This is a genomic window from Ancylobacter sp., from assembly GCF_965229075.1.
Classification (GTDB): Bacteria; Pseudomonadota; Alphaproteobacteria; order Rhizobiales; family Xanthobacteraceae; genus Ancylobacter.
In genome coordinates this window covers 1,788,919-1,814,281 of record NZ_CBDDIO010000002.1, presented here as the reverse complement: position 1 = coordinate 1,814,281, position 25,363 = coordinate 1,788,919, and the positions used below count along the sequence as shown (strand labels likewise).

Sequence of the window (25,363 nt, the reverse complement as noted above, 5' to 3'; positions counted from 1 at the left end):
AGCGATCGTTCTCCGGCTCAATACACCCGCTTGCGCGGCTCGATGTACTGGATGTCGTTCGACAGCGTGTAGGTGTGTACCGGCCGATCATCGAGGCGCACGGACTGCGTCTCGAAATCCAGGAAGGCCAGCGTGTGCTTCATCCAATGGGCGTCGTCGCGCTCGGGATAGTCCTCGCGCGCATGGGCGCCGCGGCTCTCGGTGCGGGCGGCGGCGCTTTCCATGGTCACGCTCGCCTGCGCGATCAAATTGTCATATTCCAGCGTCTCGATGAGATCGGAATTCCAGATCAGCGAGCGGTCGGTGACGCGAATGTCGCTGGAGCCGGCGAACACGCCCGCGATCAGCTTGCGCCCTTCCTCCAGCACCTCGCCGGTGCGGTAGACCGCGCAATTATTCTGCATCACCTTCTGCATCGACAGACGCAGTTCGGCGGTCGGCGTGCCGCCCTGGGCGTTGCGGAAATGGTCGAGGCGCGCCAGAGCGAGGTCGGCGGAACCGGAAGGCAGCTCGCGCTGCTTGTCGCCCGGCGTCAGCAGTTCGGCGCAGCGCAGCGCCGCCGCGCGGCCGAAGACCACGAGATCGGTCAGCGAGTTGGAGCCGAGCCGGTTGGCACCGTGGATGGAGACGCAGGCACATTCGCCCACCGCCATCAGGCCGGGCACCACATGGTCCGGGTTGCCGTCCTTCTTGGTCACCACCTCGCCGTGGAAGTTCGTGGGAATGCCGCCCATGTTGTAATGCACGGTCGGCAGCACCGGGATCGGCTCCTTGGTCACGTCGACGCCGGCGAAGATCTTCGCGCTCTCGGAAATGCCCGGCAGGCGCTCATGCAGGATCGCCGGGTCGAGATGGTCGAGGTGCAGGTAGATGTGGTCCTTGTTCTTGCCGACGCCGCGGCCCTCGCGGATTTCCATCGTCATGGAACGGGAGACCACGTCGCGCGAGGCGAGGTCCTTGGCCGAGGGAGCGTAGCGCTCCATGAAGCGCTCGCCCTCGGCATTGGTGAGGTAGCCGCCCTCGCCGCGCGCGCCCTCGGTGATGAGGCAACCCGAGCCGTAAATGCCGGTCGGGTGGAACTGAACGAACTCCATGTCCTGCAGCGGCAGGCCCGCGCGCAGCACCATGGCATTGCCGTCGCCGGTGCAGGTATGGGCGGAGGTCGCGGAAAAATAGGCGCGGCCATAGCCGCCGGTAGCGAGGATCACCGTCTGGGCGCGGAAGCGGTGGATCGTGCCGTCGTCCATCTTCAGCGCGATGAGGCCGCGGCAGCGCCCATCCTCGTCCATGATCAGGTCGAGGGCGAAATACTCAATGAAGAACTCGGCCGAGTGCTTCAGCGCCGCGCCGTACAGCGTGTGCAGGATGGCGTGGCCGGTGCGGTCGGCAGCGGCGCAGGTGCGCTGCGCCGGGCTCTTGCCATAATCCACCGTCATGCCGCCGAAGGGGCGCTGGTAGATGCGGCCTTCCTCGGTACGTGAGAACGGCACGCCCCAATGCTCCAGCTCGTAGACGGCGGCGGGGGCATGGCGCACGAGATACTCAATGGCGTCCTGGTCGCCCAGCCAGTCCGACCCCTTCACGGTGTCGTACATGTGATAGCGCCAGTCGTCGGTGCCCATATTGCCGAGCGAGGCCGCGATGCCGCCCTGCGCCGCCACCGTGTGCGAGCGCGTCGGGAACACCTTGGTGACGCAGGCGGTGCGCAGCCCCGCCTCGGAACAGCCGACGACGGCGCGCAGCCCCGCGCCGCCAGCGCCCACCACCACCACGTCATAGGTATGATCGGTGATGGGATAAGCCGCACCGAGCGGCGACGCCCCGTTGGCGGCGCCATTGGCGGAAGAGGTCCCGGCCATGGTCTCAGCCTCCGAAACTGATCTTGAGGACGGCAAACGCACCGGCGCTGCCGACCGCGATGGTGAAGAAGGTGTTGGCGATCAGCGCGAGCACCTTCAGCCCCTCCGTGTGGACATAATCCTCGATCACCACCTGCATGCCGATGCGCATGTGGAAGCAGATCGAGAACAGCAGTAGCAGCAGCACGATGGCGACCAGCGGATGGCCGATGATGGCCACTACCTGCGCCTGCTCCTGCCCCGCTGCCGCTACTACGATGGGCAGGGCGATCAGGATCAGCAGAAGATTGCCGATCGCGGTGAGACGCTGCAGCCAGAAATGACCGGTACCGGAGCGCGCCGAGCCGAGGCCGGCGACCCGCCGGCGCGGCGTGCGCATGGAGGAACCCGGGGAAACGCTCATGATCAGCCCTTCACCAGCCAGATGACCACCCACAGGATGACGGTCAGCACGACCGAGCCGCCGATGGTGAGCTTGGCGAACAATTCGCGCGGCCCGGGGCCGAAGCCCGCGCCCGTGTCCCAGACAAAGTGACGAATGCCACCCAGCGCGTGATGGATCAGCGCCCAGCTGTAACCCACCAGCACCAGAAGCCCCAGCCAGCTGCCGTAAAGCCCGTTCACGGTGCTGAAGGCCTGGCCGGAACTGGCGGCGGCCAGCAGCCAGATCACCAGCAGTGCCGTACCGAAATACAGCGCAACGCCGGTGATGCGATGCACGATGGACATCATCATCGTCAGCATCGGGCGGTAAATTTGCAGATGTGGGGAAAGGGGCCGCTCGGCCGCTCCTGCCATGTCGGTGTCCCAGATCACTCAGGAAGATGAAGTGTGCGTAGCGGAAACGATTGCAGTTCGCAATCATTCCAAAGGCAAATCCTATCGTTCGTCCGCGCGCCCTCTTTCAGGTTGCGCTGCAGCGCGCGCACCCTAGCGCAACCGCGCCGGCTCGCGCACCCCCTTTTCGCCAACGCGGTGGGTGGAGGAAAGCTCCACGAAAGCTGCCGCTGACGGGCTGTTAACCATCTTTGCCTTTTAATTGACGGAAATCCGCCGTCTCTAGGGGTCCTGCGGAACCCGCCCATCCGAGGTCGCGCCGTCCATGCTTTTTGCGAAACCCAGATGCCTGCTGGGCGCAGCCCTGGCGATGTTTCTCGCCCTTGGCGGGTTCGCTGCCTCCCCGGCCGAGGCCCAGGCGGAGGACGCGCCGACGGATTCGGTGCGCAGTCTGGTCTCTGGCGGCCTCTCCCGCGAATTCATCCTACACCGCCCGGCGAACGCCGATCCCGGCCCGCTGCCGCTGGTGATCGCGCTGCACGGCGCGCTGCAGCCGGCCGGAATGATGCAGCGCTACCTCGATCTCGACGCCATCGCCGACCGCGAGGGCTTCATTGTCGCCTACCCCAAGGGCATGAACCTCCTCTGGAACGACGGCCGCAGTTCGATCGCCGGCTTTATCCCGCTGCTGCACAAGCGCGACGATGGCCGCTTCGTGCTCGACGTGCTGGACACGTTGGTTGCAGAAGGCATCGCCGATCCCTCCCGCGCCTATCTCATGGGCTTCTCAAATGGCGGCTTCCTCACCGCCTATGTCGCCTGCAACTATGCCGACCGCTTCCAGGCCTATGCGACGATGATGATGACGGTGCCGGTCGGCTACACCGAAAGCTGCCGGCCGTCGAAGCCGGTGCCGATCCTGCTGATGAACGGCACTTATGATCCCATCGTGCCGATGTTCGGTCGCCCCACCCCCGGCGCCCGGCTGATGTCGGCGGACGCCACCGCCGCCCTGTTCGCCCGGCTCGGCGGCTGCGCCGCGCCGGACATTTCCAGCGCCCCGCAGGCCCGCATCACCCGCTGGAACAATTGCGCCCCCGGCGCCGCCGTCGCCTATTACGAGATTGCCGGTGGCCACCAGCCGCCCGCGCAGTCGACCGATGCGGCGGATGCGCTCGCCTCCGTGCTGCTCGGGCCGCGGCGCAGCGGGCTCGACGCGCCGGAAGAGATCTGGAGCTTCTTCAAGCGTTTCGGCGGCACCCCGGCGGCTGAAATCGCGACAGCCGCGCCCGCCGCCGCAGCGCCTGTGGCCGCCACCTCCAACACCCGCGCCGCAGCGCCCGCGCGCACGGCGACCCCTGCCCGGCCGATCCTGCGTGAGCCGACGACGCTCGCCAACGCCTGGCAGGGCATCGTGCCGGAAGCCGATACGCGTGACGCCGGCACGTCCGCACCCACCGCCTTTGCCGCAGCGGAGGCCACGCCCGCGCTCCACAGGCCGCTTGCGCCCGGCGCACCGCTGCCCTTGCAGGCGGGTTTCGGACAGGATGGGTTCGTTCAGGCCGGCGCGGGGCAGGCAGTTCCACCGGCCACCGCGACCCGCCTGGCGCAGGTGCCTCTGCCGCCGCCCTCCCCGCTGCGCGCCCGGGCTGCCAGCGCCCAGTAGCGCCCCCGCCATCCTTTTGCCGCGAGGCCCCGCTTTACATCGGGACTTCGCCGCTCGGCGTCTGCGTCGAATCGATGACGGGCCGGGTTGACGGGCGCGATCATGGGCGGCATCGTCCCTCCATCTGTCGCGAGGGTATCTTAAAACCTCTCGCCGTGTCCTTGCGCAAGCGACCGCTTGCCGGGCCGGATCACAAAGCCAGCGCCCAGCGGGGTGCCGGGCCGACTGCACGAGCGCCGCCGGGCGCCGTTGGAAACATGCGAGCGCACCCCGGTCCTCGACCGCGCGGCGCGCCACGAGGGAAGGCGGGGAAGCCTGTTGGAGACGAGGCGCGGACTGGCAGGCGCGAGGCGTTCGAACCTCGCGGCGTTCGATCTCGGCGACGAGCCCCCGCTCGGCGTCGATGGCGATGCCGAAGAGCCGATCAACCGCCGCCGCATCTCCATCCGCTGGCTGATGGCGACGCTGCTCACCGGCATTTGCGGTGCGGCGCTGATGGGCGGCGCGGTCTATGCCGCGCTCGACGGCGAATACCGCTTCGCCCAGTCGCCGGAGACGGTGCGCTCGGCGCTGCGCGGCACGCTGGCGGCGGGCGAGCGCCCCTCCAACGTCGCCCGCAAGGGTGACCGCATGTCCATCCTCTCCGAAAGCTTCAGCGCCAAGCAGACTCTGCGCCTGTCCACCACCGTCAAGGACGGCGACCGCGAGGTCATCAAGGTGCGCGCCGTCACCAAGGTGGCGACCAACCTGGCGCAGAGTGTCACCTCCGCCTCGGTCGACGTGCCGCGCTTCAACCCGGCCAAGCTGATCGCCGAATCGACCAATGACGACGCCGATGCGGTGCAGGCCGAACCCACCGGCGACCTCACCATCGTTCTGCGCGACATCGCCGCGCTTCCGCCCAGCACACGCTTCGCCGCCGAGCTGCCGATGGAAGATGTGCTGATGAAGGTGCGCGAGACCGCCGAATTCAGCGTGCCCACTGCCGACGCTCGCGCACCGGCCTTCCCGAGCGTCGGCATGATGGCCTATGCGCCGTCTGGCGCCGCCGATCCGTTGAACGCGCTGCATCAGCCCGAGAACATGTCGGCGGTCGACAAGTCCGCCGAGGATGCCTCCGGCGGCAATGACTGGTCCGAGCGCACCGTCGTGGCGAAGGCGGGCGACACCGTCGCCTCTATCCTCATTGACCTCGGCGTGCCGGATGTCGCCGCCAATGGCGCGGCGCGCGCCTTCGGCACACGCGAACTCTCGGGCAAGCTGGCGCCGGGCCTGCGGCTCAAGGTGCTGCTCGACAATGCCACCGAGGGGGCGATGCCGCTGCGCGTGGCGGTGTTCGGCGAGAGCGGCCATCAGGGTACGGTGGCGCTGTCCGACAGCGGTACCTTCCTCCCCGTTCAGGAGGCGAGCGACACCCAGCTCGCCGATCTCGGCCCGGACGATGGCGACGAGGACAGCGGCGGCGGGCGCATCACCCTTTACGACAGCATCTGGGAGACCGCGCTGCGCCACGAGGTGCCGCGCCCGGTGATCGAGAGCATGATCCGCGTCTATTCCTTCGACGTGGATTTCCAGCGCCGCGTGCGCGCCGGCGATTCGCTCGAAGTGCTCTATGAGCCTGACGAGGCGGGCGGCGCCGGCGGCGTGCTTTATGCGGGTCTCACCGTCGGCGGCGAGGAACGGCGCTATTACCGCTACCAGACCCCCGATGACGGGCTGCTCGATTTCTATGACGACGCAGGCAAGAGCGCGAAGAAGTTCCTGGTGCGCAAGCCGCTCTCCGGCGGTCAGCTGCGCTCGGGCTTCGGCATGCGCCGCCATCCGATTCTGGGCTATAGCCGCCTGCATTCGGGCGTCGATTGGTCCGACCGCACCGGCACGCCGATCTACGCCGCCGGCAATGGCGTAATCAAGAAGGCGGCCTGGACCTCCGGCTATGGCCGCCGCATCGAGATCCAGCACGCCAATGGCTATGTCACCACCTATTCGCACCAGTCCGGCTTCGCCAAGGGCATCCGCGAAGGGGTGCGGGTGCGTCAGGGCCAGCTCATCGGCTATATCGGCTCCACCGGCCTCTCCACCGGCGCGCACCTGCATTACGAAGTGCTGGTGAACGGCCGCTTCGTCGATCCGATGCGCATCCGCCTGCCGCGCGGACGGGCGCTGGACGGGCGCATTCTCGCCAGCTTCGAGAAAGAGCGTGCCAATATCGACACGCTGCTCAACCACAGCAGTGCGCCGCGCGTGGCTTCCAGCAATGCCGGCGACGCCGAGACCAATTGATGCTCGATGGTCCCCGCCTTTCGCCCCGCTCCGGCGGCCCCGCCACCTCGCTGGTCGTGCTGCTGCACGGTTATGGCGCCGACGGGCGTGACCTGATCGACCTCGGCGACTATTGGGCGCCGCTGCTCCCCAACACCGCCTTCGTCTCGCCCCATGCCCCGGAACCGCTGGCCATCGCCCCGGTCGGCCGGCAATGGTTCGGCTACACCGAACGCAATGACCGCGAGCGGTGGGCTGGGGTGCAGAGCGCACAGAGGGCGCTCGACAGCTTTCTCGACGCCGAGCTGGCGCGGCTGAACCTGCCCGGCTCGCGCCTCGCGCTGGTCGGCTTCAGCCAGGGCACGATGATGGCCCTGCATGTGGGCCTGCGCCGCAAGGTCGCGCCCGCCGGCATTGTCGGCTTCTCCGGCATCCATGTCCTGCCGCCCAAGGGCGCGACGGCGGCCTTCACGGAGGAGATCACCGCCCGCCCGCCGGTGCTGCTGATCCATGGCGACCTCGACCAGGTGATTCCGCCCATGGCGCTGCCACGCGCGGTGGAAAGCCTGCAGCAGCAGGGCGTCGCGGTGCGCGCGCATCTGTCCAATGGCCTCGCCCACGGCATTGACGGCACCGGGCTCACTCTCGCTGGCACCTTCCTGACCGAGGTTCTGGCCTGAAGCCGGCCGGACGCGGCCAATTGCGCGCCGGCGCTTCACAAGACTGACACGCTCCCTATAGACTATTGCCGTGCGTCACGCGGCGCCGACTCGAGCGACCGTGCGGACGTTCCTGACAGGGAGCGAGCGTTGACGGCGACTTTGTCTCCGGGTGCCTGGCCTGCCCTCGTGCTCAATGCCGATTACCGGCCTCTGAGCTATTACCCCCTCTCGGTCTGGGCGTGGCAGGACGCCATCAAGGCGGTGTTTCTCGACCGGGTGAACATCGTCGAATATTACGAGCGGCAGGTCTCCAGCGCGACGTTCCAGATGCGGCTGCCGAGCGTCGTCTCGCTCAAGACCTTCATCCGCCCCTCGCGCCAGCCCGCCTTCACCCGTTTCAACGTCTTCCTGCGCGACCGCTTCACCTGCCAGTACTGCTATTCCCGCGAGGATCTGACCTTCGATCACGTCATCCCGCGCTCGCGCGGCGGCCAGACCACCTGGGAGAACGTCGTCGCCGCCTGCTCGCCCTGCAATCTGCGCAAGGGCAGCCTTATGCCAGAGGCCGCCCATATGGTGCCACGGCAGAAGCCCTATCAGCCGAGCGTGTTCGACCTGCACCAGAACGGCCGCCACTTTCCGCCGAACTACCTGCACGACAGCTGGATGGACTATCTCTACTGGGACACCGAACTGGATCCGTGAGCCGCGACGGCTCACGCCTTGGCCGTCGCGCCCCACATCGCCACCACCAGTAGCGACGCCGCGATGAAGGCATTATAGCCAGCGAGCGAAAGGCCCAGCAGGCGCCAGGGCGCCTCGTCGCAGCGCACCACCCGCGCCGTTTGCAGCTGGCCGAGGAGGTTGCCGCCCCCCACCGCCGGGCCGGCGCCCGAACAGGTTTCCGGCCCGGCCCACAGGCCCCATTCCACCCCGGCATGGTAGACGGCGAGAAACGCGCCGAGCGCCATCAGCATGCCGGCGAGCGCCAGCGCTACCCGCGCCAGTCCCTCCTTGCCGAGCCCCCCGCACAGCGCGCCGATGAGCGCCACCGGCACCCCGATATAATAGGGGATTCGCTGTTCCAGGCAGAGCGGACAGGGCGCCAACCCAACCACGAGCTGAAAATACCACGCCCCGCCCAGCGCGCCGGCACCAATGGCGGCCACCACCAGCCCGGCGGTGAGCTGCCGGCTGCGCACCGCGCGGCGGGCATCGGCGGACGGAGCGATGGCAGGGGAATTGGCGGGCATGGCGTCACTCGTGCTGGCGAGCCGCCGGGCAGCGGCCGGATGCCATTACTAGCCGCTCGGCCCGCCGGCGCAAATGGGACCGAACATCACGTCTGATGGATGCCGCGCCGCCACGCCTTGTCGTTCGGACGACGCACAAGACTGGCATTCTCCCGCCCCCGAAACCGACCGCCGCCGCGACTCTCGAAATGCCTGGCGCGATTGGCTAAAGGAATGAAAGACTTCCGACGGGCGGCAGAAGCCTCCACCGTCAAACGGATTGAGAACACATATGCGCGTCGCGATGATCGGTACAGGTTATGTCGGCCTGGTCTCTGGCACCTGCTTCTCCGACTTCGGCCACGATGTCACCTGCGTCGACAACGACTTGTCCAAGATCGAGCGGCTGAAAGCCGGCATCATGCCGATCTTCGAGCCCGGCCTCGACGATCTCGTCGCCCGCAACGTCGCCGCCGGCCGGCTGCATTTCACCACTGACCTTGCTGCCGCCGTGGCCGACGCCGAAGTTGTGTTCATCGCCGTGGGCACGCCCTCGCGCCGTGGCGACGGACATGCCGACCTGTCCTATGTTCACGCCGCCGCCCGCGAGATCGCCCGCGCGGCCCAGGGCTTCACCGTCGTCGTCACCAAATCGACCGTGCCGGTCGGCACCGGCGCCGATCTTGAGGCGATCATCCGCGAGGACGTGCCGGAGGCGGACATCGCCGTCGTCTCCAACCCGGAGTTCCTGCGCGAAGGCGCGGCGATCGAGGATTTCAAGCGGCCGGACCGTATCGTCGTCGGCACGGATGATTCGCGGGCGCGGGACGTGATGGCCGCGCTCTACCGCCCGTTGTCGTTGAACGCCGCGCCGCTGCTCTTCACCGAGCGGGCCAATGCCGAGCTGATCAAGTACGCCAGCAACGCCTTCCTCGCGATGAAGATCACCTTCATCAACGAGATGGCGGATCTGTGCGAAAAGGTCGGCGGCGACGTGCAGGAAGTGGCGCGCGGCATCGGGCTCGACCGCCGAATCGGGTCGAAATTCCTGCATGCCGGCCCCGGCTATGGCGGCTCCTGCTTCCCGAAGGACACGCTGGCGCTCGCTCGTACGGCGCAGGAAGCCGGCACGCCGCTGCGCCTCATCGAAACCGTCACCACGCTGAACGAGACCCGCAAGGCGGCCATGGGCCGCCGGGTGCTGGAAGCGCTCAGCGTGCCCCCACGCGGCGCCACCGTCGCCGTGCTCGGCCTCACCTTCAAGCCGAACACCGACGACATGCGCGACAGCCCAGCGATCAATATCGTGCAGTCGCTCGTCGACCGGGGGGTGAAGATCCGCGCCTATGACCCGGTCGGCATGGAGGAGGCGCGCAAAGTGCTGCCCGAAGGCATCCATTACGCCACCGGCGCCTATGAATGCGCCGAGGGCGCCGACGCCCTCGTCATCGTCACCGAATGGGACACCTTCCGGGCGCTTGATCTCGACCGGCTGAAAGCGCAGCTGCGCAGCGCCATCGTGGTCGATCTGCGCAATATCTACCCGCCCGAAGACCTCATCCGCCGGGGCTTCACCTATGTCGGCATCGGCCGGGGCGATCTCGCCTCCGGCTGAAGCGGGGAACGGCATCCGCCCCGTCGCGTTCTCTCCCCGATCCATACGCGGATACGGCGACCACGAGTCACCGCCGGCAGGACTGGGAGGGATGAGCGGGGTGTACAACTCGGACAAACGCGCGCTGTGGAGCGCGGCCCTCAGCGGCGCGGCGATCGGCGCCGTCGTCGCAATGGCTTTTCGCCCAGGCGGACGCACGGGGTCCGACACAGGCTCATCCGCTTCCTCGGCGGAAATCGGACGCGGGCGCGCCGCCACCCGCCCCACGGAGATTCCGGCGAGGGGCTGGCGCGACATCGTGCTGCGCACGGGCAAGGCCTTCTTTGCCAACCGCGTGCTGAGCCTTGCCGCCGGCGTCACCTTTTACGCGCTTCTCGCCACCTTCCCGGCGCTCGCCGCCATCATCTCGCTCTATGGGCTGTTCCTCAATCCGGCGACCATTCAGGGCCAGTTGGAAGCCGCCGCTTGGGTCTTGCCCTCCGGCGCAATTGAGGTCATGCGCGACCAGATTCTGAGGTTGACCGCGACGGAGACCGCGAGCCTCGGCTGGCGCTTTCTGTTCAGCCTCGGCGTCGCGCTGTGGAGCGCGAATGCCGCGACCAAGGCGATGATCGAGGCGCTGAATCTTGTCTATGAGGAGGAAGAGCGGCGCTCGTTCCTTCGCCTGACGCTGGTCACGCTCACCTTTACCGTCGGCGCCGTGCTGTTCGCCGTGATCGCCCTGGCGACGGTGGTCGTACTACCGCTGCTGCTCAACGTGCTGCATCTTCCCCAGGGAACGGAGCGGCTGATCGCGCTGCTGCGCTGGCCGGCCCTGGCGGTGATCGTCGCGCTGCTCATCACCGTCGTCTACCGCTTCGGCCCCTCGCGCGAGCGGCCGCAATGGAAATGGGTAAGCCTCGGCAGCGCTGTCGCCGCCGTGCTGTGGCTCGCCACCTCCGCTGGCTTCTCCTTCTATGTCAGCCGCTATGCGTCCTATGAGCAGACCTATGGCTCGCTGGGGGCGGTGATCGGCTTCATGGTGTGGATCTGGCTGTCCATGTCGGTGCTGCTGCTGGGCGCGGAGCTCAACGCCGAGATCGAGCACCAGACCGCGCGCGACACCACCACCGGCCCGCCTTTGCCGCTCGGCCTGCGCGGCGCGCATATGGCGGACACCATCGGCGCGGCGCAGGACTGAGCCTCCGCGCCCAAACCTCAAAGCACGATCATGCGGTCCGGCAGTTCATTCGTGTCGCCAGCGGAAGGCGGCACATGTTGGGCGAGGATGCGCCCGGCCGCCGCAACGCCGTCGGCCAGCCCGTCGCCGAGCCGGCCCTCGCGGGCACCGGAGAGCACGGCGGCGCAGACTCCCTCCCAGCCGTCATGCCCCACCTGGCCATGGATCGCCTCGTCGGCGACGACCTCGACCAGATGATCGGCCGGCGCCACCAGGATCAGCACCCCGGTGCGCCCGCGCGTCTGATGCACGCCGAGCGTGAGGAAATGGTCGATGGCCGCCGCCCGGCCCGCTTCCTCGCGGGCGAAGCGCGGTACGGTGAAGGCGCCGAGCGGGGTGAAGATCAGCGCCGCGCCGGCGAGGATGAAGGCGCAGGCCTGCAGCGACAGCAGCATGGGCGTGTCGAGCGCGGTGAACAGCGCCAGCGGCCAGGGCAGCACCAGCGCCAGCAGCGCCGCCCACATCAACCCGTAAAAACCGTGGCTCACCAGCGGCCGGGTGAGCACGACAACACGGATCTCGCCAGCGGTCGTCGCCTCTGCGGCGGCGATGGCAGCGGCCACCCGCGCATGTTCCGCCTCGATCAAACCGCCCGTCATCACCAGCTCCCCGAGGCGCCGCCGCCGCCGGAGGAGCCTCCGCCGCCCGAAAACCCACCCCCGCCGCCGCCACCGGACCAGCCGCCACCGCCGCTGCGGCGCGACCAGTCCCAGCCGGCGGCGCCGCCGGTGAGCGCGCCCGCGCCGCGCCGCCCGCGCGTGCGCAGATGGCCGGATTTGGCCTGGCGGTAGAACACATAGGCCCAGAAGGCGATCATCAGCACGATGAAGACCAAATGCGCCCAGTCCTCCGCGCTCATCTCCGGCTCGGCAGCTGCGCGCGCCCGAGCCTTCGCCTCTTCGGGGTCGAGATTGAGCACCTCGATGACGGCGTCCGCGCCCTTTTCGATCCCGCCGGCAAAATTGCTCTGGCGGAATTCGGGGAGAATCGCGGTCTGGATGATGGTGCTCGCCACCGCGTCGGGCAGCACGCCTTCCAGCCCGTAGCCCGTCTCGATGCGCACCCGCCGCTCATTGGGCGCGACCAGCAGCAGCACGCCGTTGTTCTTGTCGGCCTGGCCGAGCTTCCAGAACCGGAACAGACGGTTGGCGTAGTCCTCGACAGAGGTGCCCTCAAGCGAGGGCACGGTGGCGACGACGAACTGGTCGGTGCTGCGCGCCTCCTGCGCGGCGAGCTTGGCCTCCAGCGCCGCGCGGGCGTCGGGGGTCAGAACCTGCGCGGCATCGACGACGCGGCCGGACAGCGCGGGAAAGGTCAGTTCCGCCCGCGCCCTGTCCGTACCGAGCGCGAGGCCGACGAACGCCAGCCCCACCAGCAGCCAAAGCGCGGCGGCGCGGCGCAGAGGTCGCGGCGAGAGGGCCCACATGGTCAGTTGAACTTCACCTGAGGCGCCTTCATCTGCTCCTCCGAGATGGTGAAGGTCTCCATCGGCTTGCTGCTGCGATAGAGTGTGCTCGCCCACAGAACGCCGGGAAAGGTGCGTAGCTCGGTATTATAGACGCGCACCGCCTCGATATAATCGCGCCGGGCTACGGCGATGCGGTTCTCCGTGCCTTCGATCTGCGCCTGCAGGGCAAGGAAGTTCTGGTTGGCCTTCAGCTCGGGATAGGCTTCGGACACCGCAATCAGCCGGCCGAGCGCACCGGAAAGCTGCGCCTGCGCCTGCTGGAACTGCTTGAACTGTTCGGGATCGGTGATGGTGGAAACGTCCACCTTGATCGAGGTCGCCTGCGCCCTCGCCTGCGTCACCTGCGTCAGCACCTCGCTCTCATGCTGAGCGTAGCCCTTCACCGTCTCGACGAGGTTGGGAATCAGCTCGGCGCGGCGCTGATACTGGTTCAGCACGTCGCTCCACGCTGCCTTCGCCTTTTCCTCATTGGTGGGAATGTTGTTCACGCCGCAGCCGGCGAGGCCGGTGGCCAGCACCACCAGCAGCAGCGGCGCCAGGAGGCGGCGGGAGAGCTCGGACAGGCGGGACAGATTCAGCATGACGGGCCCTTTCACCAGCGTAGCCGCCACAGCGGCTCACCAATCATAGAGCGGAGCGGATGACAGTTCACCTATTCCCGCGCGGCGCCACACCCCGGCCTGCGGATAGACGACCCGACGCGTCAGGACTTACCGCCGCGCTCGCCCAGCACGTTGAAGGCAATCATCATGGAGACGGCGAAGCCCACGAGGAACAGGGCCGATGCGAAGGGAATGGGGAGAAAGCCGAGAGCGCTCATGGCGGCACGTCCGTTCAGTGAGGCGCTGTATATAGGCGCGCCGGCCCGCTTCTGGATGACGCGCATCCATGCGGGCAAGCCATTGATGAATTGCAAAAATGACCGCGTCGGGGCGGATTTTTCACCAGGCTGCGACCTCTTGCCGTCAGGACGGTGATGTCACCAGCTTCAGCTCCCGCAATTCCGGCGCGGTGAAATAGAACATCTCCTGCGGCGGGGTCTCCATGGCGTTGATCCACACTCGCGGATCGACGCCCATATCGAAGAGATGGCGCTGCGCCTCGGCGGAAACGCGCTGCGCCTGCGCCATGCCTTCGGCACCGTCGAGGCGGGGCGTTCCCGGCGGCTGCGCGGCGAAAACCTGATGCACGCCGATCGCCGCGCCAGGCTCGGCCGTCCGCGCCACTCCCGCCGCGAAGATGAGCGGGCAGGACGAGGCGCACAGACCCGTTCGCTCGACACGGGTGTCGAGCCCGCGCGCGCGGATCACCCGACCCATCGCCAGCGCATCCGCAACCGCCCCGCCCGGCGAGTTCAGTACGACGGTCTTCACATAGGAGCCGCGCTTGTCGAGTTCGGCCGTCAGCCGCTCGGCCGTGCCAGGGGTGATGGTGCCGCGCGCGTCCAGCCGGCCATCGGCCAGCAATTCGAGGCTCATCGGCTGGCGCAGCGCGGAGTCGGGCGCGCGGCCGGGGCGATCCTTCTCCGGCGCCGCCCGGTCCGGGCGGGCGGAAGGGAGATAAGGCACCGCCGGCGCCTCGGCCGGGGCAGAAGGGTTCGCGCCCGGAAGAGAGGGCGGCGCCTGCTCGCGCTCATAGATATCCCACGCCACCGCCACCACGGACAGCACGACCAGGCCGCGGAAAATCGCCCGCAGCAGGGTCTCGTCCGGCCGGTCGCCGAGGGCGCGGCGCCATCGGGCCGGCGCAGGGGGAGAGGATGGCGGGGCAGCGGCGTCCACGGCTCAGTCCTTCTTGGCCCGGCCGGCGGGCAGAGTGGTCACCGTGGCGGCGGGCGACATCTCGGCCATGACCGCCTCGAAACTCTCCCCGTCCTCGGCCGATCGCCGCTCATCACCCACCTGCCGCGCCAGCCGCAACGCGGCGATGAGCTGCGCCGCCGACATCGTCTCGGCCTCGGCCGGCTGCTCCTCGCGGCGAATCGCAGCGTGGACGACACACAGGATCAGCACCAGCACCGCCGGTAGCAGATCGATGGAAATGGCGCCGGCCCAACTCGGCAGGAAGTCGCCGGCATAGCGCACCACCGCCTCGGCGGTGGAGAGCGGTTGGAAACGCGCCGGCTCGACCGTGCCGGTGCCGATGATCTTGTCGGCCGCCTGCGAGAGCGCACTCGCCTGAGCCTGCACCGCCTTCTCGACGCTGCCGACAACCGTGCTCTGCCGCCCGGCGAGATCGGCGGTACGGCCATCGGCGGCCGGGGCGATGAAGCCGGTGACGAGATCGTCCGCCGCCCGCCGGACCGCCGGTGCCATGGAGGTCTGTTCCAGCGCGGCGATGGTGCCGATCAGCGCCAGCGCCTCGGCGCCGAAGGCATCGGAGCGGGCCTTGATGTCGCCCTGGCCGGAAACGAATTCGCGCATGCGGGCGATCTGCGCGCTGCCCTCGGCATAGAACGCCTTGGCCCGCTCGCCGCTTGCCGCCACTTCGCGCGCGAGATCATCGAGCTGGTTCGACATCTGGCTGAGCAACTGCACCACCGTGCCGGAGCCGCCCGTGCCGGTCAGAGCGCCGCCACGCTCGGCCTCCGCCAGCCGGGCGAAACGGGTTGAGGCCAATTGGATGTCGGGCAGCAGGCTTTGCGCGCCAAGCGCCCGGTTATGCGCCGTGTCGAGGTCGCGCGTGTAGTTCTGCACCGTTACCGCGAGGTGCTGCTCGATTGCCGCCGCCCCCGCGAGTGCCGCCGCGTTCAGCCAGGACGACATGGCGATGATCATCAGCGAGCCGAGCAGCATCGCCGCGGTCAGCCAGAGCCGGCTCGCCACATCGCGCACATGCGGCAGAAAGCGCAGCAGGAACGACCAGAAGGCGTAGATGGCGACGGAAACCGCGCTCGAATAGATGATCGCCGCGAACACGGTCATAACGGGCGGGCCGTCAAGCAGTTCGCGCACGCCGAGATAGGTGTAGACACCCGAGGCCAGCGCCAGCACGGCAAGCGTGAGGCGCATGGTCACGTCGAGCCCGGACACGCCTTCGCGCAGAGCCGATACCATTCAGGGAACCTTCGTGGAAAACTCGGCTGATTTTGCCGGGCTTTACGCCCGCAATGTGACGCAGAGGCATGTCCCGGGGCGACGCCGCGTCACGGCTGCGTGACCCTGCGTGGAGATAGGCGCTCAGCGCAGGCGAACGTAGAGAGTAATAATGTCGAGGGAAAATTCGAGGGCGCTCAGATCAGCGCCGAAATGCCTGAAGACCTGGTGGAGCCGAGGGGATTTGAACCCCTGACCTCTGCAGTGCGATTGCAGCGCTCTCCCAACTGAGCTACGGCCCCAAGCCTCAGGCCGCGCCTTGTACGTTCGCCGCCGGGGCTGTGTCAAGGCGGCTCGGCGCGGTTGATGCGCGGGGCTGTGAATCAGGGTTGCCGCAATGCAGCGGCAGCATTAAGCATCGTGGCGGACGGCGCTGTGGGGGCGGGTCCGATCCGGTGGAAAACCGGGTCGGAGGCCTAATCTCCCGCGTGACGAGACACGTCCGCGCCGTGCTCCCGCCCCTGTTCCGAGGCTGCCGATGTATTCGATTCTCTGGCTGTTCGACACGCTGATCACGCTTTATGTCTGGATTCTCATCGCCTCGGCCATCCTGTCCTGGCTGGTGGTGTTCAACGTGGTCAACGCGCACAACCCCATCGTCCGCAGCATCGGCGAATTCCTCTGGCGGGTGACCGAGCCGGTGCTGGCGCCGCTGCGGCGTGTGCTGCCCAATCTCGGCGGCATTGATGTCTCGCCGGTGATCCTGATCATCCTGCTCTATTTCATCCGCAACCTGGTGTTTGAACTCGTCGCCGGCTCGTGACCGCGCCCGTTTCGGCGCTGCCCTGGACGTTGACGGCCGAGGGAGTGACGGTGACGGTGCGCGCCACCCCGCGCGGCGGGCGCGATGCCATTGACGGCATCGTCGAACTCGGCGATGGGCGGCGCGCGCTGAAAGCGCGTGTCAGTGTCGCCGCCGAGGACGGCAAGGCCAATGCCGCGCTGGCGAAACTACTGGCCAAGGCGGCTGGTCTCGCGCCCTCGCGGGTGGAACTGCTGGCGGGCGCGACGGGCCGGACCAAGAGCTTCCGGCTTGCCGGCGACGCGCAGGAGATCGCCGCCCGGCTGGTGCGCCTCGCCGACGCTGCCGACTGATCAATTCTGCAAGGTCGCTGGAGACTGATTTACCGATCCTGATTGCGCTGCAATCAGATCGGAACGTGCTCTAAGAGGCGTCAGGCGTTCCAGCCGAAGGCCAGTTTCTCCAGCGCGCGGCCGCCGAAGCTCTCGGTGGAACGCGCGACGCCCATGCCGCCCATGGCGCGGTAGAAGCCCACGGCCGGCTCATTGGCCGCCAGCGCCCAGACTGCCAGCCCGTCGAAACCGGCGCTGACGAGTTCCTTGCGCGCATCCTCGAACAGGCGGCGGCCGAAGCCGAGCCCCTGATATTCCGGCCGCAGATAAAGCTCGTAGATCTCGCCTTCGAAGGGCAGCCCCTTGGCACGGTTGCGCCCGACATTGGCATAGCCGGCCACCGCGTCGCCGAAGGTCAGCACGATGACGCGTGAACCGCGCTTCAGCGCCGTGTGCCACCAGGCGGGACCGCGGCGCAGGATCATCTTTTCCAGCTCGGCGCCGGGGATGAGGCCGCGATAGGCCACCCGCCATGCCGCATCATGGATATCGGCAATGTCGCCTGCATCGGCCAGGCGCGCCCGGCGTGTCTCGATGAGAAGCGTGCTCATGGCCTTATGGGAGCAAATGCGCTCCGAGGGATCAAGGTCTTTCCGCATCGTCGCGACGATCGTTCCACCGGAGCGTGGCGCCAGGGCAACGCTGGGGCGAATCGAAAAAGGCCTGCCCGCGCACGCGGACAGGCCTTTTCGTGGACCGGAAAGGGAGGCGCGGCGCGTCAGACGCCCTCGGCTTCCTTGCGGCGCTCCTCGCGCTTGCGCTCGTTCGGATCGAGGAAGCGCTTGCGGATTCGGATGGACTTCGGCGTCACCTCGACCAGCTCGTCGTCCTGAATCCAGGCCAGCGAGCGCTCCAGCGTCATGCGGATCGGCGGGGTGAGGCGCACCGCTTCGTCCTTCGACGTGGTGCGGATGTTGGTGAGCTTCTTGCCCTTGAGAACGTTCACTTCCAGATCGTTCTCGCGGTTGTGCTCGCCCACGATCATGCCCTGATAGACCTTCCAGCCGGGCTCGATCATCATCGGGCCGCGATCTTCGAGATTCCACAGCGCATAGGCCACGGCCTCGCCCGCCTCGTTGGAGATCAGCACGCCGTTGCGGCGGCCGGGGATCTCACCACGATGCGGCTGATAGGCGTGGAACAGGCGGTTCATGATGGCGGTGCCGCGCGTGTCGGTCATCAGCTCACCCTGGTAGCCGATAAGGCCACGAGTGGGGGCGTAGAACACCAAGCGCTGGCGGCTGCCACCCGAGGGCTTCATCTCCACCATTTCGGCCCGGCGCTCGGACATCTTCTGCACCACGACGCCGGAATATTCCTCGTCGACGTCGATCAGCACTTCCTCGATCGGCTCAAGAATCTCGCCGGTCGCCTCGTCCTTCGAGAACACCACGCGCGGACGCGACACGGCGATTTCGAAGCCTTCGCGGCGCATGGTCTCAATCAGCACCGAGAGCTGAAGTTCGCCGCGGCCGGAGACGAAGAACGAATCCTTGTCGGAGGATTCTTCGATCTTCAGCGCCACATTGCCTTCGGCCTCGCGCAGCAGGCGGTCGCGGATGACGCGGCTCGTCACCTTGTCACCCTCGGTGCCGGCGAGCGGCGAATCGTTGACGATGAAGGACATGGTGACGGTCGGCGGATCGATCGGCTGCGCCTTGAGCGGCTCGGACACTTCGAGCGCGCAGAAGGTGTCGGCGACCGTGCCCTTGGAAAGGCCGGCAATGGCGATGATGTCGCCCTGCACGCCTTCCTCGATCGGCTGGCGCTCGATGCCGCGGAAGGCGAGGATCTTGGAGACGCGGCCCTGCTCGACGAGCGAGCCGTCCTGCGCCAGAACCTTGATGGACTGGTTCGGCTTGATCGAACCGGAGGTGATGCGCCCGGTGATCATGCGGCCGAGGAAGGGGTTGGCTTCCAGCAGCGTGCCGATCATGCGGAACGGGCCGTCATCGACGGTGGGCTCGGGCACATGCTTGAGCACGAGATCGAACAGGGGGGCCATGCCCTCGTCCTGCGGGCCTTCCGGCGAATGCGCCATCCAGCCATTGCGGCCCGACCCGTAGAGAATGGGGAAGTCGAGCTGGTCGTCATTGGCGTCGAGCGCGGCGAAGAGGTCGAATACCTCGTTGATGACTTCCTGCGCGCGGGCGTCCGAACGGTCGACCTTGTTGATCGCCACGATCGGCCGCAGGCCGACCTTCAGCGCCTTGCCGACCACGAATTTGGTCTGCGGCATCGGGCCTTCGGCGGCGTCCACCAGCACGATGGCGCCGTCCACCATGTTGAGGATGCGCTCCACCTCGCCGCCGAAATCGGCGTGGCCGGGGGTGTCGACGATGTTGATCCGGGTGTCCTTCCAGACCACCGAGGTGGCCTTGGCGAGGATGGTGATGCCGCGCTCCTTTTCGAGATCGTTCGAATCCATCACACGCTCGGCGACGCGCTGGTTCTCGCGGTAAGAACCGGACTGCTTCAGCAGTTCGTCCACCAGCGTGGTCTTGCCGTGGTCGACGTGGGCGATGATGGCGATGTTGCGCAGCTTCATATGAAAACACCAAAAAGCGGGCCCGAAGTCTTCGGACCCGCGTGAATTTTGCGGCGCACTATACTCACAAAGCCCGCAAGATCAACGACGGAAGCGGCGCGCTCCGCCGTCGCGGACGAAAAAGCGATCAATGGTCGCGCCGCAATTCCCACAGCCGGCGGATCTGCGCGGGCTTGAGGATCTCGCCCTCGGCCGTGCGCAGCCACGCCACCTCGCGATGGGACGGCGATTGGGTCATGGCGAAGACGACCGCATCTTCCACAGAGCCGAACTCATAGGAATCGGGCCATTTGTCGGGGGCATCCACGGTGTGGGAGGGCGGCCAGTATTGCAGCCGGACGGGCTCGTGATCGGGAGTCATGAACCTACTCCTCAGCGCGCAGAGGGTCGGAAAGCCGCCGCGCCCGCGCGCGCTGGAACGAGGCGCGACATCGCGAACAACGCGCGCGGTCCGGCAAAGTTCCATCCCGCATGACGGCGTGGCCGAAACCCTTGAAGCCGCGCGGCCTGGCCCCACTTTGCGTCTATCAGACACAGGAGCGGGCCATGGTTCAGGACAACGGTAAGCCGGGCGAACCGGAATACTCGGAGGCCGAGATCGACCGGAGCGTGGAAGAAACCTTCCCCGCCAGCGATCCGCCGGCGCTGGGCGGCATTACCGGCGATGTGCCCCCTTCCGATGGCGGCGTTCCCGGCGGCACCGAGGTCATCCCCCCCGGCGGCCATGCGACTGGAGCGGAAGCCGGCGAGGCGGACATCGACGAGGCGCTGGACGAGAGCTTCCCCGCCAGCGACCCGCCAGCCTTCACCGGCGTCACAGGTGTGAAGGAAGCCGGCTAAGCGCGCCGCGCGCCGTCAGGCGACCGGCCGCGCGGGCGGGCTGCGCTTGGCCCAAGGCCCGAAGCGGGCGTCCGGCTGGGCGGCGCGCAGCATCATCATCTCGCCGACATTCTCCGGCGAAAGCAGCCCGACCAGCCTGCCGCCGGCATCCACCACGCCGACCACCGGCGCGCCGCGCTGGGTGATCAGCGCCAGCGCTCGGTCCAGCGGGGTGCGGGTGCCGACCGTCGGCACCTCCGCCATCGCCTCCAGCACCGAGGCGCCCGGCCCCTGCGCCTGCAGCGCGCGGATCATCGCGTCGCGCGTGAGCACGCCGCGCAGATGCACCGCGCCGTCGACGATGGGAAACTCCTTCTGGGTGGTGCGGATCAGCGCTTCCGCCGCATCGCCGACGCTCGCCGTCGGACCCAACGTCTCGAACTGGGTGATCATCGCGTCTTCCACCAGCAGGCCCCGCGCCACCTGCTTCATCTGCACCTGCCCGGCCTCGCCCGAGGCGGCAAGGAAGACGAAGACGGCGATGATGATGAGCATCGGGTTGCCGAAAATACCCAGCACGCCGAGACCGATGGCAAGGCCCTGGCCGATGGAGGCCGCCGTCTGCGTCGCCTGGGCGTGGCTCATCCGCATTGCCAGCAGCGCGCGCAGCACCCGCCCGCCATCCATAGGGAAGGCAGGAATGAGATTGAACACCACGAGAAAGATGTTGGCGGCCGCGAGTTTGGCGAGCAGGCTCACCTGCGGGTTCTCGATGCTCTCGATGTGCTCGACCCCGACATTGCCGTCGAGGAAGAGCAGCAGCACGGCGGCGATGACCACATTCACCGCCGGCCCGGCCAGCGCCACCACCAGCTCTTCCGACGGCTTTTCCGGGATGCGCTCCAGTCGGGCAATGCCCCCGAATGGCCACAGAGTGACCTCCGGCGTCTTCACACCATAGCGCCGCGCCGCGAAGATATGGCCGAATTCGTGCAGCAGCACGCACAGGAACAACAGCGCCACAAAGGCGACACCATCCCACGCCGCTCCCGCCCCGCCTCTCTGGTAATAGGCGACCCAGATCCAGGCGAGAAACAGCAGGAAAGTCACGTGAATGCGGACCGCGGTGCCATAGACATATCCGACGGTGAGCGACCAGGCCATGAGCGTCTCCTTGCGTGAGCGCGCTAGCATAGCGAGAGCGCTGCCACATGACAGCGGAACAGCACGGATGCCGCGGGCGGATAGCCGCACGACGCGAGGAACCAGCGCAGAGGCTCCGGGTTCTCCCCTCGAACCCGAGGAGGCATTTTACATGGACGACAAGACCACCGCCGAAGCCATCGACCGCGTCTGGGAGATGATGGAAGACATGCGCATCTGCATGCTCGTCACCCGCGAAGGCGAAACCCTGCGCGCCCGGCCGATGGACGCCCACCCCTCGCGCGAGGAAGGCTGCGTCTGGTTCCTTTCCGACCGTCGCGGCCACAAGGACGACGAGCTGGAGCGGGACCCGCAGGCCGCGCTGACCTTCGCCAAGCCGGGCGACAACAACTACCTCTCCGTCTCCGGCCAGGCCGAAGTCTCCAACGACCGCGCCAAGATCGACGAATTGTGGAGCGACATGAACAAGGCGTTCTGGCCGCAGGGCAAGACCGACCCGAATATCTGCGTGCTGCGCTTCATCCCCGATCAGGCGGAATATTGGGACGGTCCGTCCAATTCCATTGGCGTGCTGTTCAAGATGATGGCGGCGCGTCTCTCCGGCTCCACCACCGATCTCGGTGAGAACCGCAAGGTGCCGCTGGACTGACTCCTTGCCGCTCGCCACGGTCAGGCGGCGCGCATCTGCTCCCGCGCCGCCTTCACGTCCCGCACCGGCGGCGCGCCGAACAGGCGTCCATATTCGCGGGTGAATTGCGGCACGCTCTCATAGCCCACCGCAAAAGCCGCCATGCTGGCGGACGCCCCCTCCGCCGCCATCAACCGCCGCGCCTCGATCAACCGAAGCTGCTTCTGGAACTGCAGCGGCGACAGCGAGGTGACGGTGCGGAAATGCTGGTGGAAGGTTGAGACGCTCATTCCCGCCACCTCCGCGAGGCGGTTCACCGGCACGGGCTTGGCGAAGTCGGCGCGGAGCAAAGCCACCGCCCGGCCGATGCGCTGGGCGTGGCTGTCCGGCCAGCCGAGCCGGCGAATGGCGGCGCCATGCCGGCCCGCCAGCAGCCAATAATGCATCTCGCGAATGAGCGGCGCCTGCAGCACCGGCAGGGCTGCGGGACGATCGAGCAAGTGCAGCAGCCGCAGCGCGGCTTCCGCCACTTCGCAATCGGTCGGGTCGACCCGCACCGGGTCGGCCGCCTCCGCCAAGGCCGGTCCCATCTCCTGCGATAGTTCGGCGACGGTAGCGAGGTCCAGTTCCAGCACCAGCGAGACATAGGGAGCGGCGTGGCTCGCCTTGGTGATCTGGCTGACGATCGGCACATCGGCGGTGATCAGCAGCGAATCCCCGGCACCCAGGGAAAAATCGCGGCCGCCCATCGTCACCTGCTTGGCGCCCTGTACCACCAGACAGACCAGCGGCCGGGCAATGGCGTGGCTGACGCCCGACAGGGAGGTGACGCGGAAGAACATGACGCCGGGAATCGGCGTCGTGGCGATGCCGTTGGCGTCAGCGTGCAGACGGCCGTGCCGGTCCATGATGTCGAGCAGCGTTGTCATGCGACCATCTTAGCCCGCTGACGCGGGAAGGAAAGCACCTTCGGAGGATTAGGCAAGAAGCTCCGCCGATCCGGCAACCGCCGCCGGGCGCCGTGCGTCATATCTGTCTCACCCCAACAGGAGACAGACCCATGACCATTACCCTCATCACCGGCGGCAGCCGCGGGCTTGGCCGCAACACCGCCCTCAGCGTTGCTCGTCGCGGCGGCGATGTCGTCTTGACCTATCACAGCCGCGCCGAAGACGCGCAGGCGGTGGTGGCCGAGATCGAAGCGGTGGGACGCAAGGCGGTCGCGCTTCAGCTCGACACCGGCAAGGTCGCCGATTTCCCCGCCTTCGCCGAGCGCCTGCGCGCCGTGCTTTCCGAGGTCTGGGGCCGCGAGAGCTTCGACCATCTCGTCAACAATGCCGGCCACGGCGACGGCGCGTCGATCGCAGAGACCACGCAGGCGCAGTTCGACCAACTCGTCGATGTCCATTTCAAGGGCGTGTTCTTCCTCACCCAGTCCCTGCTGCCGCTGATCACTGATGGCGGGCGCATCGTCAATTTCTCCTCCGGCCTCACCCGCTTCGCCTATCCCGGCTATGCCGCCTATGCGGCGGTGAAGGGCGCGGTAGAGGTGCTCACCCGCTATATGGCCAAGGAACTCGGGGCGCGCGGCATCGCCGTCAACACGGTGGCGCCGGGGGCGATCGAGACCGATTTCCGCGGCGGCGCGGTGCGCGACACACCGGAGGTCAACAAATTCATCGCCGGCATCACAGCCCTCGGCCGGGTCGGCCTGCCGGACGATATCGGCCCGATGGTGGCGAGCCTCTTGTCGCCCGACAATCGCTGGGTCACGGCCCAGCGCATCGAGGTGTCGGGCGGTCAGGCGATCTGAGGAAAAGCGAAGCGCTGGGGAAACTCGCCCCCCTCATGCCCGGGCTTGACCCGGGCACCCAGTGGCTGGGCGCACTGGAAGGTCTGGATCCCCGGGTCAAGCCCGGGGATGAGGCAGGTGCGAGGGCGCCTCAGCCCCGGACCTTGCGGTCGCGATTGGCCAGCGTGCGCAGGCGCAGCGCGTTCAGCTTGATGAAGCCGGCGGCGTCGCGGTGGTCATAGGCCACCGCGCCTTCCTCGAAGGTCACGAGGTCCTGATTGTAGAGCGAGTAGGGCGAGGAGCGCCCCACCACCTCGACATTGCCCTTGTAGAGCTTGAGCCGCACCTCGCCGGTGACGAATTCCTGGCTCTTGTCGATCAGCGCCTGCAGCATCTCGCGCTCGGGCGAGAACCAGAAGCCGTAATAGATCAGCTCCGCATAGCGGGGCATGATGTCGTCTTTCAAATGCGCCGCGCCGCGGTCGAGCGTGATGCTCTCGATGCCGCGATGCGCCTGCAGAAGGATCGTGCCGCCAGGGGTCTCGTAGACGCCGCGCGACTTCATGCCGACGAAGCGGTTCTCGACGAGGTCGAGCCGGCCGATGCCATTGGCCTTGCCGAGCTCGTTCAGCTTGGTCAGCAGCGTGGCGGGCGAGAGCTTTTCGCCGTCGATGGAGACCGCGTCGCCCTTCTCGAAGCCCACCGTGATGTAGGTCGCCTTGTCCGGCGCCGCCTCGGGCGAGATGGTGCGCTGGTAGACATATTCTGGCGCCTCATCGGCCGGGTCTTCCAGCACCTTGCCCTCGGAAGAGGAGTGCAGCAGGTTCGCGTCGACCGAGAACGGCGCCTCGCCGCGCTTGTCCTTGGCGATCGGAATCTGGTGGGTCTCGGCGAATTCCAGCAGGCGGGTGCGTGAGGTCAGGTCCCATTCGCGCCACGGCGCGATCACCTTGATCTCCGGCTCCAGCGCGTAATAGGAGAGCTCGAAGCGCACCTGGTCGTTGCCCTTGCCGGTGGCGCCATGGGCCACGGCGTCGGCGCCGACCTTGCGGGCGATCTCGATCTGCTTCTTGGAGATCAGCGGCCGGGCGATGGAGGTGCCGAGCAGGTACAGCCCCTCATACAGCGCATTGGCGCGGAACATCGGGAAAACGTATTCGGAGACGAACTCCTCGCGCACGTCTTCGATGAAGATGTTTTCCGGCTTGATGCCGAGCAGCTCGGCCTTCTTGCGCGCCGGCTCTAGCTCCTCGCCCTGGCCGAGATCGGCGGTGAAGGTCACCACCTCGCAGCCATAGGTGGTCTGCAGCCATTTGAGGATCACCGAGGTGTCGAGACCGCCCGAATAGGCGAGCACCACCTTCTTCACATCGTTCGCCATATCACGTTCCGCAGGAAAGGAGCCGAGCCCGGAAGGGCGCGC

26 protein-coding genes and 1 tRNA gene are annotated in these 25,363 nt (G+C 67.4%); 11 read left to right on the top strand and 16 right to left on the bottom strand.

The window, feature by feature from the left end:
* Positions 1 to 17: 17 nt before the first annotated feature.
* The 3 genes from sdhA to sdhC are packed head-to-tail and all read right to left on the bottom strand — an operon-like array spanning position 18 to position 2,657.
* On the bottom strand, positions 18 to 1,859 hold the full coding sequence (gene sdhA, locus ACO07Z_RS14490) for a succinate dehydrogenase flavoprotein subunit (RefSeq protein WP_421699344.1): 1,842 nt from the start codon (positions 1,857 to 1,859) through the stop codon (positions 18 to 20).
* Between the two features lie 4 nt (positions 1,860 to 1,863).
* Positions 1,864 to 2,262 carry a succinate dehydrogenase, hydrophobic membrane anchor protein gene (gene sdhD, locus ACO07Z_RS14485; RefSeq protein WP_421699343.1) on the bottom strand — a complete coding sequence of 133 codons (399 nt, stop codon included), beginning with the start codon at positions 2,260 to 2,262 and terminating at the stop codon, positions 1,864 to 1,866.
* 2 nt (positions 2,263 to 2,264) lie between these two features.
* Positions 2,265 to 2,657 (bottom strand): succinate dehydrogenase, cytochrome b556 subunit, encoded by a 393-nt coding sequence (sdhC, locus tag ACO07Z_RS14480; RefSeq protein WP_421699342.1) that lies wholly within the window; start codon positions 2,655 to 2,657, stop codon positions 2,265 to 2,267.
* 349 nt (positions 2,658 to 3,006) lie between these two features.
* Between sdhC and ACO07Z_RS14475 the strand changes: the two genes are divergently transcribed.
* From ACO07Z_RS14475 to ACO07Z_RS14460, 4 genes are all read left to right on the top strand, one after another.
* The gene (locus tag ACO07Z_RS14475; protein ID WP_421699341.1) at positions 3,007 to 4,302 is read left to right on the top strand and encodes an alpha/beta hydrolase family esterase; all 1,296 of its coding nucleotides are present in this window, start codon (positions 3,007 to 3,009) and stop codon (positions 4,300 to 4,302) included.
* 318 nt (positions 4,303 to 4,620) lie between these two features.
* The gene (locus ACO07Z_RS14470) at positions 4,621 to 6,585 is read left to right on the top strand and encodes a peptidoglycan DD-metalloendopeptidase family protein (RefSeq protein ID WP_421699340.1); all 1,965 of its coding nucleotides are present in this window, start codon (positions 4,621 to 4,623) and stop codon (positions 6,583 to 6,585) included.
* Complete coding sequence (locus ACO07Z_RS14465; protein WP_421699339.1) at positions 6,585 to 7,244, top strand: alpha/beta hydrolase; 660 nt, start codon at positions 6,585 to 6,587, stop codon at positions 7,242 to 7,244. Before ACO07Z_RS14470 ends, ACO07Z_RS14465 begins: the two co-directional genes overlap by 1 nt.
* A 129-nt stretch (positions 7,245 to 7,373) precedes the next feature.
* The gene (locus ACO07Z_RS14460) at positions 7,374 to 7,931 is read left to right on the top strand and encodes an HNH endonuclease (RefSeq protein WP_421699338.1); all 558 of its coding nucleotides are present in this window, start codon (positions 7,374 to 7,376) and stop codon (positions 7,929 to 7,931) included.
* Between the two features lie 11 nt (positions 7,932 to 7,942).
* Here the strand turns inward: ACO07Z_RS14460 and ACO07Z_RS14455 are convergent, their stop codons facing one another.
* Positions 7,943 to 8,479: a disulfide bond formation protein B gene (locus ACO07Z_RS14455; protein ID WP_421699337.1), complete on the bottom strand. Its 537-nt coding sequence runs from the start codon at positions 8,477 to 8,479 to the stop codon at positions 7,943 to 7,945.
* Between the two features lie 271 nt (positions 8,480 to 8,750).
* Between ACO07Z_RS14455 and ACO07Z_RS14450 the strand changes: the two genes are divergently transcribed.
* Both ACO07Z_RS14450 and ACO07Z_RS14445 read left to right on the top strand, forming a co-directional pair.
* Positions 8,751 to 10,073: a UDP-glucose dehydrogenase family protein gene (locus ACO07Z_RS14450; RefSeq protein WP_421699336.1), complete on the top strand. Its 1,323-nt coding sequence runs from the start codon at positions 8,751 to 8,753 to the stop codon at positions 10,071 to 10,073.
* Positions 10,074 to 10,164: 91 nt separating this feature from the next.
* Positions 10,165 to 11,253, top strand: coding sequence for a YihY/virulence factor BrkB family protein (locus tag ACO07Z_RS14445; protein ID WP_421699335.1), 1,089 nt, complete (start codon positions 10,165 to 10,167; stop codon positions 11,251 to 11,253).
* Positions 11,254 to 11,270: 17 nt separating this feature from the next.
* Here the strand turns inward: ACO07Z_RS14445 and ACO07Z_RS14440 are convergent, their stop codons facing one another.
* The 6 genes from ACO07Z_RS14440 to ACO07Z_RS14415 form a co-directional block, all read right to left on the bottom strand.
* A complete protein-coding gene (locus ACO07Z_RS14440) occupies positions 11,271 to 11,891 on the bottom strand; it encodes a TPM domain-containing protein (protein ID WP_421699334.1) in 621 nt (206 codons plus the stop codon).
* Positions 11,891 to 12,718, bottom strand: a complete 828-nt coding sequence (locus ACO07Z_RS14435) for a TPM domain-containing protein (RefSeq protein ID WP_421699333.1) — start codon at positions 12,716 to 12,718, stop codon at positions 11,891 to 11,893. The genes ACO07Z_RS14440 and ACO07Z_RS14435 overlap by 1 nt, the downstream gene beginning before the upstream one ends.
* 2 nt (positions 12,719 to 12,720) lie before the next feature.
* Positions 12,721 to 13,341, bottom strand: coding sequence for a LemA family protein (locus tag ACO07Z_RS14430; RefSeq protein ID WP_421699332.1), 621 nt, complete (start codon positions 13,339 to 13,341; stop codon positions 12,721 to 12,723).
* Positions 13,342 to 13,725: 384 nt separating this feature from the next.
* Positions 13,726 to 14,541, bottom strand: coding sequence for a hypothetical protein (locus tag ACO07Z_RS14425; RefSeq protein ID WP_421699331.1), 816 nt, complete (start codon positions 14,539 to 14,541; stop codon positions 13,726 to 13,728).
* Between the two features lie 3 nt (positions 14,542 to 14,544).
* Positions 14,545 to 15,816 (bottom strand): hypothetical protein, encoded by a 1,272-nt coding sequence (locus ACO07Z_RS14420; protein WP_421699330.1) that lies wholly within the window; start codon positions 15,814 to 15,816, stop codon positions 14,545 to 14,547.
* 205 nt (positions 15,817 to 16,021) lie between these two features.
* Positions 16,022 to 16,097, bottom strand: a tRNA-Ala gene (locus ACO07Z_RS14415).
* Positions 16,098 to 16,333: 236 nt separating this feature from the next.
* Here ACO07Z_RS14415 and ACO07Z_RS14410 point away from each other — a divergent pair.
* Together ACO07Z_RS14410 and ACO07Z_RS14405 are read left to right on the top strand one after the other, a co-directional pair.
* Positions 16,334 to 16,618 carry a YggT family protein gene (locus ACO07Z_RS14410; protein WP_244450303.1) on the top strand — a complete coding sequence of 95 codons (285 nt, stop codon included), beginning with the start codon at positions 16,334 to 16,336 and terminating at the stop codon, positions 16,616 to 16,618.
* Positions 16,619 to 16,635: 17 nt separating this feature from the next.
* A complete protein-coding gene (locus ACO07Z_RS14405; RefSeq protein WP_421700825.1) occupies positions 16,636 to 16,950 on the top strand; it encodes a DUF167 family protein in 315 nt (104 codons plus the stop codon).
* An 80-nt stretch (positions 16,951 to 17,030) separates the two neighbouring features.
* Here ACO07Z_RS14405 and ACO07Z_RS14400 read toward each other — a convergent pair whose 3' ends face one another.
* The 3 genes from ACO07Z_RS14400 to ACO07Z_RS14390 all read right to left on the bottom strand — a co-directional run bounded on the left by ACO07Z_RS14400 (position 17,031) and on the right by ACO07Z_RS14390 (position 19,898).
* Positions 17,031 to 17,540 carry a GNAT family N-acetyltransferase gene (locus ACO07Z_RS14400; RefSeq protein WP_421699329.1) on the bottom strand — a complete coding sequence of 170 codons (510 nt, stop codon included), beginning with the start codon at positions 17,538 to 17,540 and terminating at the stop codon, positions 17,031 to 17,033.
* A gap of 167 nt (positions 17,541 to 17,707) precedes the next feature.
* Entirely contained in the window at positions 17,708 to 19,537 is a 1,830-nt protein-coding gene (gene typA / locus ACO07Z_RS14395) for a translational GTPase TypA (RefSeq protein ID WP_421699328.1), read from the bottom strand.
* A 127-nt stretch (positions 19,538 to 19,664) separates the two neighbouring features.
* On the bottom strand, positions 19,665 to 19,898 hold the full coding sequence (locus ACO07Z_RS14390; protein ID WP_421699327.1) for a hypothetical protein: 234 nt from the start codon (positions 19,896 to 19,898) through the stop codon (positions 19,665 to 19,667).
* Positions 19,899 to 20,083: 185 nt separating this feature from the next.
* On the opposite strand from ACO07Z_RS14390, the gene ACO07Z_RS14385 reads away from it, so the two are divergent.
* Positions 20,084 to 20,377 carry a hypothetical protein gene (locus tag ACO07Z_RS14385; RefSeq protein ID WP_421699326.1) on the top strand — a complete coding sequence of 98 codons (294 nt, stop codon included), beginning with the start codon at positions 20,084 to 20,086 and terminating at the stop codon, positions 20,375 to 20,377.
* Positions 20,378 to 20,392: 15 nt separating this feature from the next.
* Here the strand turns inward: ACO07Z_RS14385 and ACO07Z_RS14380 are convergent, their stop codons facing one another.
* A complete protein-coding gene (locus ACO07Z_RS14380; RefSeq protein ID WP_421699325.1) occupies positions 20,393 to 21,520 on the bottom strand; it encodes a site-2 protease family protein in 1,128 nt (375 codons plus the stop codon).
* 151 nt (positions 21,521 to 21,671) lie between these two features.
* On the opposite strand from ACO07Z_RS14380, the gene ACO07Z_RS14375 reads away from it, so the two are divergent.
* On the top strand, positions 21,672 to 22,169 hold the full coding sequence (locus ACO07Z_RS14375) for a pyridoxamine 5'-phosphate oxidase family protein (RefSeq protein ID WP_421699324.1): 498 nt from the start codon (positions 21,672 to 21,674) through the stop codon (positions 22,167 to 22,169).
* A 20-nt stretch (positions 22,170 to 22,189) separates the two neighbouring features.
* On the opposite strand, the gene ACO07Z_RS14370 is transcribed toward ACO07Z_RS14375, so the two are convergent.
* A complete protein-coding gene (locus ACO07Z_RS14370; RefSeq protein ID WP_421699323.1) occupies positions 22,190 to 23,077 on the bottom strand; it encodes an AraC family transcriptional regulator N-terminal domain-containing protein in 888 nt (295 codons plus the stop codon).
* Positions 23,078 to 23,208: 131 nt separating this feature from the next.
* Here ACO07Z_RS14370 and ACO07Z_RS14365 point away from each other — a divergent pair, with 131 nt between their 5' ends.
* Complete coding sequence (locus ACO07Z_RS14365; protein ID WP_421699322.1) at positions 23,209 to 23,961, top strand: SDR family NAD(P)-dependent oxidoreductase; 753 nt, start codon at positions 23,209 to 23,211, stop codon at positions 23,959 to 23,961.
* A gap of 130 nt (positions 23,962 to 24,091) precedes the next feature.
* Here ACO07Z_RS14365 and ACO07Z_RS14360 read toward each other — a convergent pair whose 3' ends face one another.
* Complete coding sequence (locus tag ACO07Z_RS14360; protein WP_421699321.1) at positions 24,092 to 25,321, bottom strand: argininosuccinate synthase; 1,230 nt, start codon at positions 25,319 to 25,321, stop codon at positions 24,092 to 24,094.
* Between the last annotated feature and the right edge of the window lie 42 nt (positions 25,322 to 25,363).

Bases quoted from the DNA above. Each gene is read 5' to 3' on its own strand.
- ACO07Z_RS14435 (WP_421699333.1), bottom strand. From the start codon at position 12,718: ATGTGGGCCCTCTCGCCGCGACCTCTGCGCCGCGCCGCCGCGCTTTGG.
- ACO07Z_RS14370 (WP_421699323.1), bottom strand. From the start codon at position 23,077: ATGACAACGCTGCTCGACATCATGGACCGGCACGGCCGTCTGCACGCT.
- ACO07Z_RS14390 (WP_421699327.1), bottom strand. From the start codon at position 19,898: ATGACTCCCGATCACGAGCCCGTCCGGCTGCAATACTGGCCGCCCTCC.
- sdhD (WP_421699343.1), bottom strand. From the start codon at position 2,262: ATGAGCGTTTCCCCGGGTTCCTCCATGCGCACGCCGCGCCGGCGGGTC.
- sdhA (WP_421699344.1), bottom strand. From the start codon at position 1,859: ATGGCCGGGACCTCTTCCGCCAATGGCGCCGCCAACGGGGCGTCGCCG.
- ACO07Z_RS14450 (WP_421699336.1), top strand. From the start codon at position 8,751: ATGCGCGTCGCGATGATCGGTACAGGTTATGTCGGCCTGGTCTCTGGC.
- ACO07Z_RS14475 (WP_421699341.1), top strand. From the start codon at position 3,007: ATGTTTCTCGCCCTTGGCGGGTTCGCTGCCTCCCCGGCCGAGGCCCAG.
- ACO07Z_RS14375 (WP_421699324.1), top strand. From the start codon at position 21,672: ATGGACGACAAGACCACCGCCGAAGCCATCGACCGCGTCTGGGAGATG.
- ACO07Z_RS14440 (WP_421699334.1), bottom strand. From the start codon at position 11,891: ATGACGGGCGGTTTGATCGAGGCGGAACATGCGCGGGTGGCCGCTGCC.
- typA (WP_421699328.1), bottom strand. From the start codon at position 19,537: ATGAAGCTGCGCAACATCGCCATCATCGCCCACGTCGACCACGGCAAG.
- ACO07Z_RS14400 (WP_421699329.1), bottom strand. From the start codon at position 17,540: ATGAGCACGCTTCTCATCGAGACACGCCGGGCGCGCCTGGCCGATGCA.
- ACO07Z_RS14380 (WP_421699325.1), bottom strand. From the start codon at position 21,520: ATGGCCTGGTCGCTCACCGTCGGATATGTCTATGGCACCGCGGTCCGC.
- ACO07Z_RS14410 (WP_244450303.1), top strand. From the start codon at position 16,334: ATGTATTCGATTCTCTGGCTGTTCGACACGCTGATCACGCTTTATGTC.
- ACO07Z_RS14430 (WP_421699332.1), bottom strand. From the start codon at position 13,341: ATGCTGAATCTGTCCCGCCTGTCCGAGCTCTCCCGCCGCCTCCTGGCG.
- sdhC (WP_421699342.1), bottom strand. From the start codon at position 2,657: ATGGCAGGAGCGGCCGAGCGGCCCCTTTCCCCACATCTGCAAATTTAC.
- ACO07Z_RS14360 (WP_421699321.1), bottom strand. From the start codon at position 25,321: ATGGCGAACGATGTGAAGAAGGTGGTGCTCGCCTATTCGGGCGGTCTC.
- ACO07Z_RS14465 (WP_421699339.1), top strand. From the start codon at position 6,585: ATGCTCGATGGTCCCCGCCTTTCGCCCCGCTCCGGCGGCCCCGCCACC.
- ACO07Z_RS14385 (WP_421699326.1), top strand. From the start codon at position 20,084: ATGGTTCAGGACAACGGTAAGCCGGGCGAACCGGAATACTCGGAGGCC.
- ACO07Z_RS14365 (WP_421699322.1), top strand. From the start codon at position 23,209: ATGACCATTACCCTCATCACCGGCGGCAGCCGCGGGCTTGGCCGCAAC.
- ACO07Z_RS14455 (WP_421699337.1), bottom strand. From the start codon at position 8,479: ATGCCCGCCAATTCCCCTGCCATCGCTCCGTCCGCCGATGCCCGCCGC.
- ACO07Z_RS14420 (WP_421699330.1), bottom strand. From the start codon at position 15,816: ATGGTATCGGCTCTGCGCGAAGGCGTGTCCGGGCTCGACGTGACCATG.
- ACO07Z_RS14445 (WP_421699335.1), top strand. From the start codon at position 10,165: ATGAGCGGGGTGTACAACTCGGACAAACGCGCGCTGTGGAGCGCGGCC.